The organism is Veillonella parvula (genome assembly GCF_945949885.1).
Classification (GTDB): Bacteria; Bacillota; Negativicutes; order Veillonellales; family Veillonellaceae; genus Veillonella; species Veillonella parvula_B.
Genome location: NZ_CAMFFZ010000019.1, coordinates 12,993 through 30,056, shown reverse-complemented (window position 1 = coordinate 30,056; position 17,064 = coordinate 12,993). Strand labels below are relative to the sequence as shown.

The window sequence follows — 17,064 nt, the reverse complement described above, 5'->3', positions numbered from 1 at the left end:
CTCACCTTAATGACTCATCTCATGGAAAAACCACTGACGAGCATCCCCTAGAATATATAAAGAACCACATACGGCAATGATATCACCAGTCTTTGTATGCTTATATGCCAATGCTAATGCAGCCTCAACAGAGTCTGCAGTTTGAGCCGTCGCCTTTGGTACAATACGGCGAATCATTTCAACCAAGGTTTCCGGTACTTCCGTTCTATCGGTTGGTGCGGGCACAACGAGTACTGTATCACCCACTTTAACCACTTCACGGATAATAGCCGCTTGGTTCTTATCTTTAAGAATAGCCATTACAATCGTTTTTGGGCTATCCTTAAACAACTCGTCATACGTCATGGCAAAAGACTCAGCCCCTGCCGCATTATGAGCACCATCAAAAATAAAAGTACGATCTAAACCTCTTTTAACTTCAAAACGTCCTGCCCAAGTAGTACGAGCGAAGCCTTCACGCATCGTTTCTTCGCTGATATTCGTATCCTCTTTCATCAACAGGCGTATCGCCATCAATGCACAAGCGAGGTTTACAGATTGGTGAATGCCCGCCATCGTCGTAAACAACATGGCAGGTGCTGCATCGTTAGTACTAACCGTAATCATTTGACCACCAGTTACAGAGCTGCGACTATCAATACCGAAATCTTTATTGAAAGCATAAAGCTTAGCATGTTTTTCTTTAGCTACGTCCTCAATGATACTAAGAGGAGTACCTTGTGCCGCTGTTACTACAGGCACCTTAGATTTGATAATACCCGATTTATGACGTGCAATCTCCTCTACAGTATCACCACAGTACGCTTGATGATCTATAGATACATTAGTGATAACAGATACTTTAGGAGTAACGATGTTCGTAGAGTCTAGTAAGCCACCTAATCCGACTTCTACCACAGCATAATCTACACCTTGTTCTTTAAAGAACAAGAATGCAGCAGCCGTCAGCATTTCAAATTGTGTAGGCGCTTCTATGCCATTACTAACAATAGTGTCTACTGCATCTTTAACACGACCGATTAATTCCCCAAAGGCTTCCTCAGTAATATTCCCATCATTAATTTGAATTCGCTCCGTATAGGATTGAAGGTGAGGCGATATAAATCGCCCCACCCGTAATCCACTTGTAAACAGTGCGTAGGAAATATATGAGGTAACCGAGCCCTTACCATTCGTGCCTGTCACATGAACAATTTTATAATCTTCTTGTGGATTTCCCAATACATCCATAAGAGCTGTAATTCGTTCAAGGCCAGGCTTAATACCGAATGAAGATGCCTGCTCTAAATAGGCTAAGGCCTCTTGATATATCATATAAACCTCCTATTATAAGGTTTCGAGGAACGCTTCACGTTCCAATAACGCTTGTTGTTTTTGTTTATATTCTTCTAACTTTTCTTTTTCTTTTGCTACTACAGCTTCAGGAGCTTTTGCTAAGAAGCCTTGGTTAGACAATTTACCTTCCAAACGAGAAATTTCTTTTTCCATTTGGATTTTTTCCTTCGCAATACGCTCTCTTTCTTTTTCACCGTCGATCAAGTCTTTAAGTAAGAGATATACTTCCATACCATTGACAACGGTTACAGTCGCATTTTCTGGCTTTGGATCGTCGGTACCAAGAATTGTTACTTTCTCAGCCCAAGCCAATGTTACAAAGTAGTCACTATGTTCTGCTACAGTTTTAGCTAATGCTTCATCAGTTGGCGCTACGATAACCTCAGCTTTTTTACCTAGAGGCACATTCATTTCAGCACGCATGTTACGAATACCTTTGATGGCATCCATCATAACTTCCATTTGACGTGCTGCACCTTCAAGATTATCGAATTTCAATGCTTCAGGCCATTTAGTAACAACGATGCTGTCCCCTTCATGTGGCAAATGTTGCCAAATATGTTCAGTTACAAACGGCATGAATGGATGCAATAATTCGAGCATGTGACGTAAGATTGTTACAAGTAAATATTGAACTGTACGACGATCACGTTCGTTGCTTTCACTATACAAACGAGGTTTCGCTAATTCAATGTACCAATCGCAGTACGTATTCCAAATGAAGTCATATACGGAACTCGCAGCTTCACCAAGTTCGAATTTATCGAGATTAGATGTTACGCTTTGTACTGTTTCATTGTATTTTTGAATAATCCATTGGTCTGCTAATGTCAAATCATCTGCTGTTGGAACGAAACTTTCATCATAATTTGTAAGGTTCATCAATACAAACTTGGATGCATTCCAAATCTTATTGGCAAAGTTACGGTTAGCCTCAACACGTTCCATATAGAAGCGCATATCATTACCAGGTGTATTGCCAGTTACAAGAGTAAAGCGCAATGCATCAGCACCATATTGGTCGATAACTTCAAGTGGATTAATACCATTCCCCAAAGATTTACTCATTTTACGGCCCTGACTGTCGCGAACAAGACCATGAATAAATACATGTTTAAATGGGATTTCATGTTCAAACTCAAGAGCCATAAAGATCATACGAGCAACCCAGAAAAAGATGATATCGTAACCAGTTACAAGCACACTTGTTGGATACCATTGGTTAAGTTCTGGAGTTTGCTTAGGCCAACCCATTGTAGCAAATGGCCATAAACCAGAGCTAAACCATGTATCAAGAACATCCGGATCTTGTGTAACATGACCGTGGCAATGAGGACATTCTGTAATATCTTCACGGCTAACAATCGTTTCACCACAGTCATCACAATACCATGCAGGAATACGATGGCCCCACCACAATTGACGAGAAATAGTCCAATCACGGATATTTTCAAGCCAGTTCACATATGTTTTTGTAAAACGTTCAGGAACAAACTCTACTTCGTGGTCTTTAACAACCTTAAGAGCTGGTTCTGCCAACGGTTTCATATCTACAAACCATTGTTTAGATACCATTGGTTCAATAATTGTTTTACAACGAGAACAATGACCTACTGCATGGTCATGATCATCAATTTTTTCAAGCAGACCTAATTCTTTAAGTTCTGCTACTACTTGTTTACGCGCTTCTTCACGTGGTAAGCCATTGAATTTACCAGCACCTTCATTCATTGCTGCATCATTGTTCATAACAACGATGGATTCCAAATTATGACGTTGACCCATTTCAAAGTCATTAGGGTCATGAGCAGGTGTAATTTTTACACAGCCTGTGCCGAAGCTAGCATCTACATAGCCATCAGCAATTACAGGAATTTCTCGATTAACAAATGGCAAAATCAATGTTTTACCAATGAGATCTTTATAACGATCATCATCAGGATTTACTGCTACTGCTACATCACCAAACATTGTTTCTGGACGAGTTGTAGCAACAACAACGAAACGATTATCTTCACCTTTTACAGGATATTTAATATGCCATAAATGGCCATGTTCGTCTTCATGCTCAACTTCAACATCAGATAAAGCAGTGGCACAACGAGGGCACCAGTTGATGATGCGTTCACCGCGATAGATCAAACCTTTTTCATAAAGACTTACAAATACTTCACGCACCGCATAATAGTATCCGTCATCCAATGTAAAGCGCTCACGTGTCCAATCACAGGACGCGCCAAGGCTACGGATTTGTTTTACGATAGTATCACCGTATTCCTTTTTCCACTCCCACACGCGCTCTACGAATTTTTCACGGCCCAAATCATAACGAGATTTTCCCTCTTCTTTAGCAAGCATCTCTTCTACTTTGATTTGTGTAGCAATACCAGCGTGGTCTGTACCTGGCATCCACAATACATTGTAGCCTTGCATGCGTTTGAAACGGATGAGGATATCTTGTAATGTGTTATCAAGGGCATGTCCCATATGCAACATACCAGTTACGTTAGGAGGGGGTAATACGATACTAAATGGCTCTTTATTCGTGTCTACTTCTTCGTGAAAGTATCCTTGATTTTCCCAATAAGAATACCATTTTCCTTCTATTTCACCAGGATTATATGTGGTTAAATTTTCGTAGGTTTTCATCGTTCCTCCTAAAATACTCCTTAGCGCTTCATAATCTTAGCCAATACAAATAGGCTTGTTTCATATAGCAATATCATAGGTAATGCAATCATCGTTTGAGAAAACATATCTGGTGTAGGTGAAATGACAGCACCTATAATAAAGGATATAAGAATAAATATTTTTCGCTTTGTTTTTAAAAAGCGTGATGTGATTAAATTGAAATATCCCAAAATAATTAAGATCAACGGTAATTCAAAGATAAGTCCAAAGGGCAGTACAAAGGATAATACAAAATCCATATACTGACCGATGGAAAACAACGGTTGTAATTCGTCTGTAGCAAAGCCCATAAAGAACTTCACCGCTGCAGGCAATACGAGAAAATAAGAAAATACAATACCTATTCCGAATAGACCGATTGCTACTGGTAAGATCCAATTAGATAGCTGCTTTTCTCGCACAGTTAGTGCAGGCTTAACAAACAGCCAACTCTGATGCAATATGATGGGAGTGGCTATGACTAAGCCACCTACAACAGACACCTTCATATATGTAAAAAACGCTTCAGTAGGTCTCATATAATAGAGCTTGCCAGCTGGTTTTAGGAGTATTTCCAATAATAAGTCTACATAATAATATGAAATACAAGTTCCCACAATAACCGCTACAGCTATTATAATCAATCGTTTTCGTAGCTCAGAAAGGTGTCCTACAAGGGATAATTCCCTCGCCTCATCCATCATCTTCTGTTCCATTTCACTATAAATCGGCTCATTTTCCGATTCCTTAGGAACGCGTAGATTCGCCACCTTATACCGTTCTTGTTCAGCCTTTTGCTCTGCTTCACGCCGTTTTTGACGAACTACACTATCAAAAGAAGGTCTTTGCATGGGATATTCGAAATCCGATTTTGGTTCGAATGGTTCCATATTATACCTTTCTATCAGCCAGATTTTCTACAGCCATCACAAGGAATTCCTTCCCTGGAAAATCACGCACTGCAGCGAGTGCCGCTAGAGCATCTTTACAATATTTATCAGCTACAACTAATGTATTATCGATACCACCTTGAGCAACAACATAATCGATAATGTCTTGCTCATTACCACCATTGTTTAAGCCTTTAATATCTTCAAGCAATTTATCTTTATTACCATCGTTAACGATACTTAATAACGGATACGTCAATAGTCCTTCTCGAAGATCGTTCCCTACAGGCTTTCCTGTCGTTTCCGTTGTTTCACGATAATCCATAATATCATCTGTAATTTGAAATGCCATACCTAATGCATGACCATATTTTTTCAATTCTATGATTTCAGATTCTTGCCAATCTCCTAAGAGACCACCAAGCTCCATACAGCCTTCCATGAAGTCTGCTGTTTTCTTTTGCGTTTTTGTCATATAACGCTCTATACCTTGATCAATGCGATATACATCTTCCATTTGCATGAACTCACCTTCTACAAGGCATGTAATAATATGAGAGAAGACTTGAAGATACTTCATATTCGTCATTTCAGATACGATTTTAAATGCTTTAGCAAATAAATAATCACCACTAAGGATAGCTACCTTATTGCCTTTATGCATGTGAATTGTATCTTCACCTCGGCGAATTTCAGCTTGATCTAATACATCGTCATGGATAAGTGTTGCTAAGTGAAGCATTTCAACAGCCTCAGCAATTTTGACACGTTGACGCTCTATAGATGTCCCTGCATTGGCAATCAATAGGCACAATTGAGCGCGCAAACGCTTACCACCTGCTGCTGATAACGGTCGAATCAGTGCATTGAAGTCCTCTACACCGGTATTAAAAGATGATGCAAGAGACTCTTCGACACGCTCTAAATCTAAAGCAATGCGTTCCATAATCTCTAATTCGTTGGTTTGACTCATGCTTCATCTCCTACCAAAATTTTATTGATTCGTTGTTGTAAAAGCTCACGTCCAGTATGCTTTAAAGAGCTATACAGAATCGGCGGTGTAGCCGTTGGATATAGCTCTTTAATAATAGCCAAGTTTGCAGACTTTTCTTTAGCCGTCAATTTATCGGCTTTAGTCACTACAATTTGTAATGGCACACCAGCTTCGACAAGCCAATCAAATGCCACCTTATCAATGGCCATTTCAGGATGGCGACCATCGATAAGTAGGCATAACAACATCAATCGTTCAGAATGTAAAATATAATCGGCAATAAAGGAAGACCACAAATTGCGGTTTCCTTTATTTGTCTTTGCAAAACCATAGCCAGGAAGGTCAACAAGGAACCAATTATATCTGCGTTCCTCGGTTTCAGAAATATCCTCTTTTGATTCAATATCAAAGTAGTTTATCGTCTTAGTCTTACCTGGCTGACCACTAACGAGGGCTAACCCACGATAGTTACATAAAGAATTAATCAACGAAGACTTGCCCACATTAGAACGTCCAAGGAAAGCGATTTCTACTGTATCCCCTTCAGGATATTGATCTGCCTTCACACAGGAAGTATTATATTTTGCAGCTATAATACGAGGCCCCTTCGGTTCTTTTCGTGTATATTGTGGTTTTGGGCCCATTTGTTTAGTGGATTTTTTCTTCTTTTGCATTACACAAGTGCCTTTGCTAATACTTCATCCATTGTCTTAACTGGCGTAATAATGAGGCCTTCTTTCACAATGTCAGGTAATTCTGCAATATCCTTTTCATTACCTTTTGGAATCAACACCTCTTTAACGCCATGAGACAAGGCTGCTAATAATTTTTCTTTTAAGCCGCCTATTGGTAATACGCGGCCACGTAATGTGATTTCACCAGTCATGGCAATATCAGAACGAACCTTGCGGTTAGTCAAAATAGACACCATAGCTAATGTCATTGTAATACCTGCAGAAGGACCATCTTTAGGTGTTGCCCCTTCTGGCAAGTGAACGTGAATATCAAGTTTTTTATAAAAGTCTTCTTCAATTTTTAAGGCTTTTGCATTATGGCGAATATAACTCATAGCCGCTTGACCAGATTCTTGCATAACCTTGCCGAGACTACCAGTTAAAGCCAATTTACCGGTACCATTCATAGTTGTAGCTTCACATGGTAATACTACACCACCAACAGATGTCCAAGCTAATCCATTTACATAGCCAACTTGTGCTTTCTTTTCTCGCTCTTGGTCAACAAAGATCGGTGCGCCTAAGAATTCGTGAAGATTTTTAGTAGTGACTTTTGGCGCATCTCCGCCTTCTTCAACTACTTTGAAAGCAATCTTACGGCAAATCTTAGCAATTGTTTTCTCTAAAGTACGAACACCAGCTTCGCGAGTATATTCGGAAATTACCTTTTTTAACACAGCATCAGATAATTTAACCTTGTAATCTTCAAGGCCATTTTTCTTAATTTGCTTAGGTGTTAAGTAACGCTTAGCAATTTCTAGTTTTTCTTCTTCCATATAGCTAGACAACTCAATAATTTCCATACGATCTAACAATGGACCGGGAATATTAGATGCTATATTAGCCGTAGTAATCCAGAAAACTTCAGAGAAGTCGAACGGTACTTCGATAAAGTGATCACTAAATGTACTATTTTGTTCTGGATCCAATACCTCTAATAACGCTGAAGATGGATCGCCTTTATAATCAGATGCTAATTTATCAATTTCATCCAATAAAAATACAGGATTCTTAGTACCTACATTTTTTAACCCCTGAATCATACGACCAGGTAAAGCACCAATATAAGTACGTCGATGTCCACGAATTTCAGCTTCATCACGAACACCACCTAAGGATGCACGGATAAACTTACGATTCATTGCTTTAGCAATAGAGGTAGCCAAAGAGGTTTTACCAACGCCTGGTGGGCCTACTAAACAAAGAATAGAGCCACTATTTTTACCAGTTAATTTACGAACCGCTAAAAATTCTAAAATGCGTTTCTTAACCTTTTCAAGGCCATAATGATCGGCCTCGAGCATAGCATGAGCGCCCTTAATATCCAAACGGTCTTCCGTTAATTCGTTCCACGGTAATGCCAATACCCAATCTAGGTAATTGCGCAAAATTGTTGCTTCCGGCATCAATTGAGGCATGCGGCTGTAACGAGAAATTTCTTTATCAATACGCGTATGTACGTCTTCACTTAGGTTAAGTGCTTTTAATTTAACTCGTAGTTCTTCTGCCTCCTCCTCAGGATCTCCTTTATCACCCAACTCATCGTGGATAACGCGGATTTTTTCGCGCAAGAAATATTCCTTCTGCGCTTTTTCCATAGATTGACGCACTTGATTATTGATGGAATTTTCCAAATCAGAGATTTGTAATTCCATATTTAAAATGCCTACAATCATGTTAAGACGACGAGCCACAGATAATTCTTCAAGTAACTCTTGACGTTTCAAATTATTAATAGGCAATAGAAATGCAACTTGGTCAGCTAATTCACAAGGATTGCGTAATTCCATAACGCGCGTTACACCTTCATCAGTAACTGATTTAGCTTCTTCTGCCCATTCGCCAAATTTAGCTTGAACCAAACGACGATAAGCTTCAAGCTCTACATCGTCTTCAAATTCAGACGCTACTCGTTCATAGTCTCCTATATAATAAGGGTCCATGCTAGTAATATTCATAAGACGAATACGAGTGATACCCTCTACAAGAACACGTACTATACCACCTGGTAAGCGCAACATTTGTTTAATTTTTACTAATGTACCCATTTGGGCTAAATCATGAACTGTTGGTGCATCTACAGCATCATCTTTTTGAGTTACGACGGCTAAAATGCGGTCCTCATTCATTGCGGCTTCCACCGCCTTAATGGATTTGTCTCGACCGATATCGAGGTGAATCACGATATTCGGGTATACTACCATGCCTCTGAGAGGTACGGTAGGGATCCCAACTTCGAGTAAATTCATACTTCCTCCAGGTATATATATTATGAAAAGAAACTCATTCCTACACAGAAATGAGTTTCTTCGAATTACGATTTCAACTGGATGTCTTGGTCTGCCTCATTTTTGAGTATAGGTTCACCTGTGCTTAATACGGATTCACGATTCACAATGCACTTAGTTACTTCCGGCATGGAAGGAACTTCGAACATAACGCGTTTCATCACCTTTTCAATGATAGCACGCAAACCACGAGCACCTGTTTTTCGCTGTAAAGCTTCATCAGCGATTTCTTCTAATGCATCTTCAGTGAAAGTTAATTCTACACCATCAAGGGATAGAATTTTTTCATATTGTTTTGTTAATGCATTTTTAGGCTTTGTCAAAATTTGAATTAACGCATCTCTGTCTAACTGATCTAATGTCACCATTACAGGTAAACGACCAATAAATTCAGGGATCAAACCAAATTTTAATAAATCTTCAGGTACAACATCTTTTGAGATAGCCGATACATTACGTTCTTCTTTACGTTGTACATCTGCACCAAAACCAAGTGTTTTCTTAGCGGTACGTTTAGTAATAACTTTGTCCATACCATCAAATGCACCACCACAAATAAAGAGAATATTTGTAGTGTCGATTTGAAGCATTTCTTGATTAGGATGTTTTCTACCACCTTGAGGAGGAACAGAAGCAACGGTACCTTCTAAGATTTTAAGCAATGCTTGTTGTACACCTTCACCAGACACATCACGTGTAATGGAAGGGTTTTCAGACTTACGAGCAATTTTATCAATTTCATCGATATAGATAATACCGCGTTCAGCCCGAGCTATATCATAATCTGCAGCCTGAATAATTTTGAGTAAGATGTTTTCTACATCTTCTCCCACATACCCAGCCTCAGTTAAGCTTGTAGCATCTGCAATAGCAAATGGTACTTCTAGCATTTTCGCTAAGGTTTGAGCCAATAGTGTTTTACCACTACCAGTAGGACCAATGAACAATACATTAGCCTTTTGTAATTCTACATCATCTACTACATTATCTGTTTGTAAGCGTTTGTAGTGATTATATACGGCCACAGCTAAAGAGATTTTAGCATCATCTTGACCAATAACATATTCGTCAAGATGAGCTTTAATATCTCTAGGCGTTGGCAATTCTTTTAAATTAAAGTCATCCGTCTCAACCGCACCCAACTCATCTGCAATGATACGTTCACAAACTTCAACGCATTCATCACAAATATACACGTTAGGACCTGCCACTAACTTGCGGACTTCTTCGCTTGTGCGTCCACAAAAACTGCAGCGCATAGTGTCTTTATCTTTTGCCAAGGGGCGCCTCCATTACTTGCTTTCTACAGGTTCTCTTGTGAGTACCTCATCGATTAAGCCGTATTCAACAGCATCCTGAGCACTCATGAAGTTATCGCGATCTGTATCGCGAGCTACTACTTCAATATCTTGTCCACTGCGAGAAGCTAAGATACCATTTAACTCTTCACGCATGCGAAGAATCTCACGGGCATGGATTTCAATTTCAGATGCTTGTCCTTGCACACCACCTAATGGTTGGTGAATCATAATGCGTGCATGAGGCAACGCATAGCGTTTACCTTTAGTGCCAGCTGTTAAAAGTACAGCACCCATGCTCGCCGCAGAGCCTACACAAATAGTAGACACATCTGGTTTGATATATTGCATTGTATCATAAATAGCCATACCTGCGGTTACAACACCGCCAGGGCTATTGATATACAAGTGGATATCCTTATCAGGATCCTCTGCTTCCAAGAATAACATTTGCGCAATAACCGCATTTGCCACATTATCATCGATGGGCCCACCAAGGAAAATAATGCGATCCTTTAACAAGCGAGAGTAAATATCATAGGAACGCTCTCCGCGTTCACCTTGTTCAACTACAATTGGTACATACATATAATCACCTTTTCATGTACCTAGTTGAGCAAACTATTATTCTGCCGCTTCAGCGCCTTTTGCATTATCAATAATGAATCGAGCTGCTTTTTTGCGAGCTACAGAGCCTGCCAACATAGCTACACGACCTTCTTTTGCAATAATATCCCAAACTTCTTTAGGATCTGCTCCAAAGTTTTGAGCCATAATGAAGATTTCACGGTTCATATCATCTGGAGTTACTTCGATACCTTCAGCAGTTGCGATAGCGTCCAATACTAAATCAGCACGTACGTTTTCAGCTGCGGAATCTTTATATTCAGAGCGTAAATCTTCGATAGTTTTGTTGGAGAATTTCAAGTAGTCATCAAGTTTCAAGCCACGGCCTTCCATATTCATAGCCAACTCTTGAATCATTTGTTCTACGCGATCTTCAATCATTACTTCTGGGATTTCTACAGTTGCATTTTTAACAGCTGTTTGAATTAAGTCCGCATTGTAAGTATCGATTGCACGACGGGAAGCCTCTTCTTCCATTTTAGTGCGAAGATCTTTTTTCAATTCTTCAATAGTTTCGTAAGAGCTTGCTTCTTTGGCGAATTCGTCATTCAACTCAGGCAATTCTTTACGTTTAATATCATGGATATGAGTTTTGAATTCTGCTTCTTTCCCAGCAAGTTCTGCTACAAAGTAGTCTTCAGGGAATGTTACTTTTACAGTTACATCATCACCAGCTTTAGCGCCAATCAATTGATCTTCGAAGCCAGGAATGAAGCTACCAGAACCGATTTGTAATGGGTAGGATTTACCTTCACCACCATCAAATGGTTTACTAGCAACGGAACCAGCAAAGTCGATTACTGCAAAGTCGTCTTTTTGAATTGTAGCGCCTTCTTCAGCAACAACCATTTTTGCTTGTTGTTCACGAATCTTGTTCAACTGTTCTTCGATTTGTTCATCAGATACTGTAGCATCTTGTTTATCTGCTTCTAAGCCTTTGTAATCGCCAAGTTTAACTTCAGGGCGTTTAGTTACAGTAGCTTTGAAAATCAAATCTTTGCCTTCTTCGAATTGTTCGCGTTCGATTTCAGGTTCAGATACAGGCACGATATCATTTTCACGAAGTGCAGCACTATAGTTTTGGCTAGCCAATACTTCAAACGCTTCTTCCAAGATAGCTTCTTTACCGAAGTTCATTTCCAAAATACGGCGAGGCGCATGTCCTTTGCGGAAGCCAGGGATGTTCACTTGACCTGCAATGCGTTTTACAGCTTGTTTAATGCCCTTATCTACTTCTGCTGCAGGTACTTCAATAGTTAACGTTACTACGTGTTGATCAACAGGATTTACAGTTGCTTTCATTTAAAATATGTCCTCCTCGAAGGGCAATATGCCCAAATTTCTGTAGTATATTATGCACTCCTAATAATAACATAAATGCAAGGCCAATGCAATTCTTCTCAATATACACTAAAAGACCACCCCAAAACGGGTGGTCTTTACATATTTTACATAATTATGCTAATTAGTTATCTTTAGCAATCAATTTGATAATGTCCCGACGAGACAAAATTCCAATCAAACGGTACTCTTTATCTACAACTGGCACATTTTTCAAATGTTGATCAAGCATAACAGATACAATTTCTTCTACATCTTTATCCGGTGTGGTTGTAATTACTTCATCAGTCATCAACTCATGAACGTGAGATGCCAATAATTTTTTAAATTGAGCATTGTATTCACCGATGCCATTGTAATAGATGCTAGCGCCTAATACATTAACATAGTGAGGCACATGAGGCCGTACTTTTTTATAAAGTAAATCACCTTCAGAGATAATACCTAACAACTTATTATCATCATCCACTACGGACACAGCTGTTAAATTATATTTAACCAATAAATCAGCTACATCAGAAATCGGCGCATCTTTGCCAACAGTAACAGGGTATTTATTCATTACTTCTTGGATTTTCATAGTGAATTCCTCCTTACAAATACATCTTGCTTTATTATACTATTCGCCACAGTATAATAAAACTCCTTTTTTCTGAAAGTATTATACAAATAATTTTTAAGTCTACGTCTTCTACCAATGATAAGGTTCATTACGATTGATTTTTGATGCTCGATAAATTTGTTCTACAAGTAGCAATCGAACCATTTGATGAGTAAAAGTCATAGGGCTAAAAGATAATTTATAATTTACAGCCTGACGTAATGTATCACTCACCCCAAAGGCACCACCAATAATGAAAGCCATATCGCTAACACCATCCACCTCAAGCTTAGATACCGTCTTAGCGAGTTCTTCAGAGGACATTGGTTTGCCATACACGTCAAGTAATACGGTATACGCATTTTTAGGGACCGCTTTTAATAAACGGTCTCCTTCTTCTGCAACAACTTGTTTGCAATCCGCATCACTCGGCTTATCTCCAATTTTACTTTCATTCAACTCTGTAATTGTAATACCACCATAGGGGCGCATACGTTTCACAAACTCTGCTACGCCCTCACGTAAATAAGCTTCCTTCAATTTGCCGATACAGACTACATAAAATCTCATTTTTACCTCTCCACAGATTGGATGGACACAATTTCATTAGGCTGACCATGTTGTAACTTCATTTCAGGTCCAATACGAACACCACCATCAACAAGCATTTTGCCAATGGTTTGGGTAACGAGGACAGCGTTATTATTATTTTCAGAACGATGGGCCAATATAACTTGCATAAAATCAGGACGTTTCATCATGAGTAGTGCTTGCGCAGCCATTTCATTACTCAAATGACCTTCATCACTAGCCACCCTTTGTTTCAAAAACGACTGATATGGTCCGAATCGCAACATATGAGGATCATAATTCGCCTCTAGCACTAACAGAGTCGTATCATCAATTCTACGTAAAATATTATCTGAAATCACGCCTGTATCAGTAACAACAGTTGCCTTATTGTTCCCAGCAAACACATTTATACCAATTGGATCAGCCGCATCATGACTTACCGAAAAAGGTTCCACAATTAGACTCCCCAACGTTAAACTGCCCTTTGTAAGCTCGATTAATCGATTCTTTGGTACGATTAACTTATCTTGGATTTCACGCCAGGTGCCTTGCTTCGTATACACAGGAATATCAAATCGTTTTAGTAATTGTTGTAGTCCCGCAATGTGATCACTATGTTCATGACTGACAAATATCCCCTCTACCTGTGCCATATCAATATGTAATTCTTTTAACCCATTGACAATGCGCCGACAACTGATGCCTACATCGTGCAATATGACGGAGTTCCCTTTTTTTATTACTGTGCAATTGCCCTTGCTACCACTAGCAATGACATGGACCTCCAACGGTGAGGATTCACTCATCAAAACACTCCATATATTTAATCATTAAATTTGTTCATAATTATTATTTACTGTGAAAGTAAATATCCGTCAACAAATAGAACTCCTTATTCTCTATTTTCAGATAATTCACTTAGTCGTTCCACAAAGTACGCCATATTAGATTCAATATCCGGCCCTCTGCGGAACATATCTCCCCCTACGAGAAACATAGTATCGTTCCCATATAAATCGACAAGCTCGTTGAGTCGTGCATCAGTTACACCACCTCCTGGTGAAGGACATGCTGCTTTCACCATGTCTATAGGATTTTTAATATAAGAAGAAATTCTTTTACATTGATTCTTTGTGAAGGTAAATCGTCCGCCGTAGGATACAAAGATAGGCATGTCAGCCCCAAAGATACGAGGCAATAAACCTAGTTGTAAATAATCGGCTACACCAGATACACCAGGGCTTACAAATCCACCAGAGTAAGCTGGATGATGAATAATAGGCAATCGTAATTTCTCATCAGTAGCTAATTTATGTAGCCAACCAAAACCAACGAGGCCTGAGGCCACCATAAGGGCTGTAGCACCAGCCTCTTTAGCAAAATAAGCGCGTTCTAATACCTCTGTACCATCACCAGATACATTTGCTGCATACAAAGTATGTGTACCATGTGTAGCGTTCATTTCTTGTACCATAGCAGCACATCGTTTTATACGATTCTTGAATTGAGAGAACGATTGATTAGAAATGCCATGGTCATCTTTGATGACATCAGCCCCACCGCGTGTATAGGCGCCACACATTCGAGCAAGTTCTTCATTTGGCGTCCCCATCGGCTTTACAACGGCTTGAATCATTGGCCGCATTGGAGTTTCCACTAATCTACGAATTTCCTGTAAGCCAAATCGAGGGCCCTTAAATACATCATATAAGGTAGGACATAGTTCAATATCAACCACCCAAATATGAGGCTGTAACGAAGAATTGCCAAAAACAACATTTAAAAATTGTGTTGCTTCTAAAGCTGTAGTATCTACGTGATATGAAATACGAGCCAAATAGTAACGAGAAGCATCAATTACAGCATTTGGCATCACACCTACATTGGCATATGTAGAATCTTTTGGCATAGGTTCAAGAGATTCTAGTCGACCAGTAATAGTTCCTTGAATGTATGGATCGGTTACAAACTCATAGGGAAATTCTATGGTTTGCTCTACTTGAACCGCCCAAGCAATTGATTTTGCTTCTTCATATGTACTTGCTTCTATTCTATATGTAACTATAAATCGCTCGTCTTTCATAATGCGTCTCCTTTGCAATAATATTATTTAATTATATACCAAAGTGGTACACGATTCCACACAAAAAAGGCATCACTCTAAACTAGAGTGATGCCTTTTAAAAGAGCGAAAACATGTATATAGATATTTTACCTATACAAACAAGGTTTCTACTAAGAGACAATACATGTAATCGTATGAGAGTAAACTCATCTAACTATATCTTATTGGTAAAAATGTTTAGGATAACCTTTGAACCGTGTGAAGTGACGATATTTACGAGTCGCACGATTAGGTTCATTAACAGTTTTATAACCAAAACCATTAAACATTACATTTAAAATAACAGCTACTATACTACCAGCTGTGATACCAGATTTCAAAAGAATTTGAGCCCACGCTGGGAAGTGTGCGTAAAAGTCAGGAGCAGCAAGAGGAATCATGGATACCCCAATACTAATCGCCACAAGCATCAAGTTATAGTTACCATCGAAGCTAACCTTACCAAGGGAACGAATGCCACTGGCAATGATCATACCGAACATGGCAATCCCTGCACCGCCTAATACGGCGTTTGGAATACAAGCTACGATAGCTGCTAATTTAGGGAAAAGACCTAATAAAATAAGAATAACACCAGATGCTGCTACAACGAAGCGACTCTTTACGCGTGTTACCGCGATAAGGCCTACGTTTTGAGCGAATGCTGTGTAAGGGAAGCTGTTAAGAATACCACCGATAACAGTAGATAAGCCGTCAGCACGAAGTACTGCAGCCAACTCTTTTTGGCCGATAGGTTTATCAACGATTTCACCTACAGCGATACTGTCACCAGTTGTTTCAACCATAACTACGAGCATTACAATGATCATAGAAATGACAGAAGCAAAATCAAATGTTGGAAGACCAAAGTAGAACGGTGTTACAACGGATACCCATTGAGAGCGACCTACTTCGGAGAAATCAGTAATACCACAAATCATAGCTAGAGCTGTACCGAGAATAAGGCCTACTAAAATTGCTAGATTACCAAGGAATCCTTTACCAAATCGATAGGTTACAACAACAAGAATAAATGTAGCTACACCAAGAGCAATATAAAGCGGATCACCAAAGTTCGGATTACCTGCGCCACCGCCCATCCATTTAACTGCTACTGGCATCAAGTTGATACCGATAATAGTAATGATAGTACCTGTTACTACAGGCGGGAATAGACGAATCAAGCGACTAAAAAATGGAGCCACAAGGAATGTAAAGAGACCGGCTATGATAATCGCACCGTAAATGGTAGTAATATCATGCTGCTGACCAATCATAATCATTGGCCCTACAGATGCAAATGTTACACCTTGAATAAGAGGAATACGACCACCGATAGGGCCGAACCCCAAAGTTTGAATCAATGTAGCAATACCACATGTAAACAAATCGGCTGTAATCAAACGAATTAAGTCTTCAATAGGTAAGTTCATCGCTTGTGCAATGATGATTGGTACTGCAACCGCACCAGCATACATAGCTAATACGTGCTGCAAACCATACGCAAACAATTGCGTCATTGGCAGCATACCATCTACATGGTCGACACCAGATACACCTTTACTCATAAGAATCACCTCATATCTTACGTTTTAGTTACTAGTTAAAT

At 39.4% G+C, this 17,064-nt stretch carries 14 protein-coding genes; all 14 read right to left on the bottom strand.

The features are described from left to right. Positions 1 to 6: 6 nt before the first annotated feature. The 14 genes from Q7O55_RS06720 to Q7O55_RS06655 all read right to left on the bottom strand — a co-directional run bounded on the left by Q7O55_RS06720 (position 7) and on the right by Q7O55_RS06655 (position 17,023). Positions 7 to 1,314, bottom strand: coding sequence for a folylpolyglutamate synthase/dihydrofolate synthase family protein (locus tag Q7O55_RS06720; protein ID WP_303929350.1), 1,308 nt, complete (start codon positions 1,312 to 1,314; stop codon positions 7 to 9). Between the two features lie 12 nt (positions 1,315 to 1,326). Next, complete coding sequence (locus tag Q7O55_RS06715) at positions 1,327 to 3,984, bottom strand: valine--tRNA ligase (protein ID WP_303929349.1); 2,658 nt, start codon at positions 3,982 to 3,984, stop codon at positions 1,327 to 1,329. A gap of 20 nt (positions 3,985 to 4,004) precedes the next feature. Continuing rightward, on the bottom strand, positions 4,005 to 4,895 hold the full coding sequence (gene tatC / locus Q7O55_RS06710) for a twin-arginine translocase subunit TatC (protein ID WP_303929347.1): 891 nt from the start codon (positions 4,893 to 4,895) through the stop codon (positions 4,005 to 4,007). 1 nt (position 4,896) lies between these two features. Beyond that, a complete protein-coding gene (locus Q7O55_RS06705) occupies positions 4,897 to 5,868 on the bottom strand; it encodes a polyprenyl synthetase family protein (protein ID WP_303929346.1) in 972 nt (323 codons plus the stop codon). Continuing rightward, the gene (yihA, locus tag Q7O55_RS06700; RefSeq protein WP_303929345.1) at positions 5,865 to 6,563 is read right to left on the bottom strand and encodes a ribosome biogenesis GTP-binding protein YihA/YsxC; all 699 of its coding nucleotides are present in this window, start codon (positions 6,561 to 6,563) and stop codon (positions 5,865 to 5,867) included. Before yihA ends, Q7O55_RS06705 begins: the two co-directional genes overlap by 4 nt. Next, a complete protein-coding gene (gene lon, locus Q7O55_RS06695) occupies positions 6,563 to 8,872 on the bottom strand; it encodes an endopeptidase La (protein ID WP_303929344.1) in 2,310 nt (769 codons plus the stop codon). The genes yihA and lon overlap by 1 nt, the downstream gene beginning before the upstream one ends. A 65-nt stretch (positions 8,873 to 8,937) precedes the next feature. Continuing rightward, the gene (gene clpX, locus Q7O55_RS06690) at positions 8,938 to 10,191 is read right to left on the bottom strand and encodes an ATP-dependent protease ATP-binding subunit ClpX (RefSeq protein ID WP_303929342.1); all 1,254 of its coding nucleotides are present in this window, start codon (positions 10,189 to 10,191) and stop codon (positions 8,938 to 8,940) included. Positions 10,192 to 10,203: 12 nt separating this feature from the next. After that, positions 10,204 to 10,797 (bottom strand): ATP-dependent Clp endopeptidase proteolytic subunit ClpP, encoded by a 594-nt coding sequence (clpP, locus tag Q7O55_RS06685; RefSeq protein WP_004696517.1) that lies wholly within the window; start codon positions 10,795 to 10,797, stop codon positions 10,204 to 10,206. A 36-nt stretch (positions 10,798 to 10,833) separates the two neighbouring features. Continuing rightward, positions 10,834 to 12,138 carry a trigger factor gene (gene tig, locus Q7O55_RS06680; RefSeq protein ID WP_303929341.1) on the bottom strand — a complete coding sequence of 435 codons (1,305 nt, stop codon included), beginning with the start codon at positions 12,136 to 12,138 and terminating at the stop codon, positions 10,834 to 10,836. Positions 12,139 to 12,301: 163 nt separating this feature from the next. Further along, a complete protein-coding gene (locus tag Q7O55_RS06675) occupies positions 12,302 to 12,757 on the bottom strand; it encodes a CBS domain-containing protein (RefSeq protein WP_004696521.1) in 456 nt (151 codons plus the stop codon). Positions 12,758 to 12,868: 111 nt separating this feature from the next. After that, complete coding sequence (gene rlmH, locus Q7O55_RS06670) at positions 12,869 to 13,348, bottom strand: 23S rRNA (pseudouridine(1915)-N(3))-methyltransferase RlmH (protein WP_303929340.1); 480 nt, start codon at positions 13,346 to 13,348, stop codon at positions 12,869 to 12,871. A gap of 2 nt (positions 13,349 to 13,350) precedes the next feature. Further along, the gene (locus Q7O55_RS06665; RefSeq protein WP_303929339.1) at positions 13,351 to 14,157 is read right to left on the bottom strand and encodes an MBL fold metallo-hydrolase; all 807 of its coding nucleotides are present in this window, start codon (positions 14,155 to 14,157) and stop codon (positions 13,351 to 13,353) included. An 86-nt stretch (positions 14,158 to 14,243) separates the two neighbouring features. Next, the gene (locus tag Q7O55_RS06660; RefSeq protein ID WP_303929338.1) at positions 14,244 to 15,434 is read right to left on the bottom strand and encodes a RuBisCO large subunit C-terminal-like domain-containing protein; all 1,191 of its coding nucleotides are present in this window, start codon (positions 15,432 to 15,434) and stop codon (positions 14,244 to 14,246) included. 203 nt (positions 15,435 to 15,637) lie between these two features. Beyond that, positions 15,638 to 17,023 (bottom strand): nucleobase:cation symporter-2 family protein, encoded by a 1,386-nt coding sequence (locus tag Q7O55_RS06655; RefSeq protein ID WP_303929337.1) that lies wholly within the window; start codon positions 17,021 to 17,023, stop codon positions 15,638 to 15,640. Between the last annotated feature and the right edge of the window lie 41 nt (positions 17,024 to 17,064).

Bases quoted from the DNA above. Each gene is read 5' to 3' on its own strand.
- Q7O55_RS06720 (WP_303929350.1), bottom strand. From the start codon at position 1,314: ATGATATATCAAGAGGCCTTAGCCTATTTAGAGCAGGCATCTTCATTC.
- Q7O55_RS06715 (WP_303929349.1), bottom strand. From the start codon at position 3,984: ATGAAAACCTACGAAAATTTAACCACATATAATCCTGGTGAAATAGAA.
- tatC (WP_303929347.1), bottom strand. From the start codon at position 4,895: ATGGAACCATTCGAACCAAAATCGGATTTCGAATATCCCATGCAAAGA.
- Q7O55_RS06705 (WP_303929346.1), bottom strand. From the start codon at position 5,868: ATGAGTCAAACCAACGAATTAGAGATTATGGAACGCATTGCTTTAGAT.
- yihA (WP_303929345.1), bottom strand. From the start codon at position 6,563: ATGCAAAAGAAGAAAAAATCCACTAAACAAATGGGCCCAAAACCACAA.
- lon (WP_303929344.1), bottom strand. From the start codon at position 8,872: ATGAATTTACTCGAAGTTGGGATCCCTACCGTACCTCTCAGAGGCATG.
- clpP (WP_004696517.1), bottom strand. From the start codon at position 10,797: ATGTATGTACCAATTGTAGTTGAACAAGGTGAACGCGGAGAGCGTTCC.
- tig (WP_303929341.1), bottom strand. From the start codon at position 12,138: ATGAAAGCAACTGTAAATCCTGTTGATCAACACGTAGTAACGTTAACT.
- Q7O55_RS06675 (WP_004696521.1), bottom strand. From the start codon at position 12,757: ATGAAAATCCAAGAAGTAATGAATAAATACCCTGTTACTGTTGGCAAA.
- rlmH (WP_303929340.1), bottom strand. From the start codon at position 13,348: ATGAGATTTTATGTAGTCTGTATCGGCAAATTGAAGGAAGCTTATTTA.
- Q7O55_RS06665 (WP_303929339.1), bottom strand. From the start codon at position 14,157: ATGAGTGAATCCTCACCGTTGGAGGTCCATGTCATTGCTAGTGGTAGC.
- Q7O55_RS06660 (WP_303929338.1), bottom strand. From the start codon at position 15,434: ATGAAAGACGAGCGATTTATAGTTACATATAGAATAGAAGCAAGTACA.
- Q7O55_RS06655 (WP_303929337.1), bottom strand. From the start codon at position 17,023: ATGAGTAAAGGTGTATCTGGTGTCGACCATGTAGATGGTATGCTGCCA.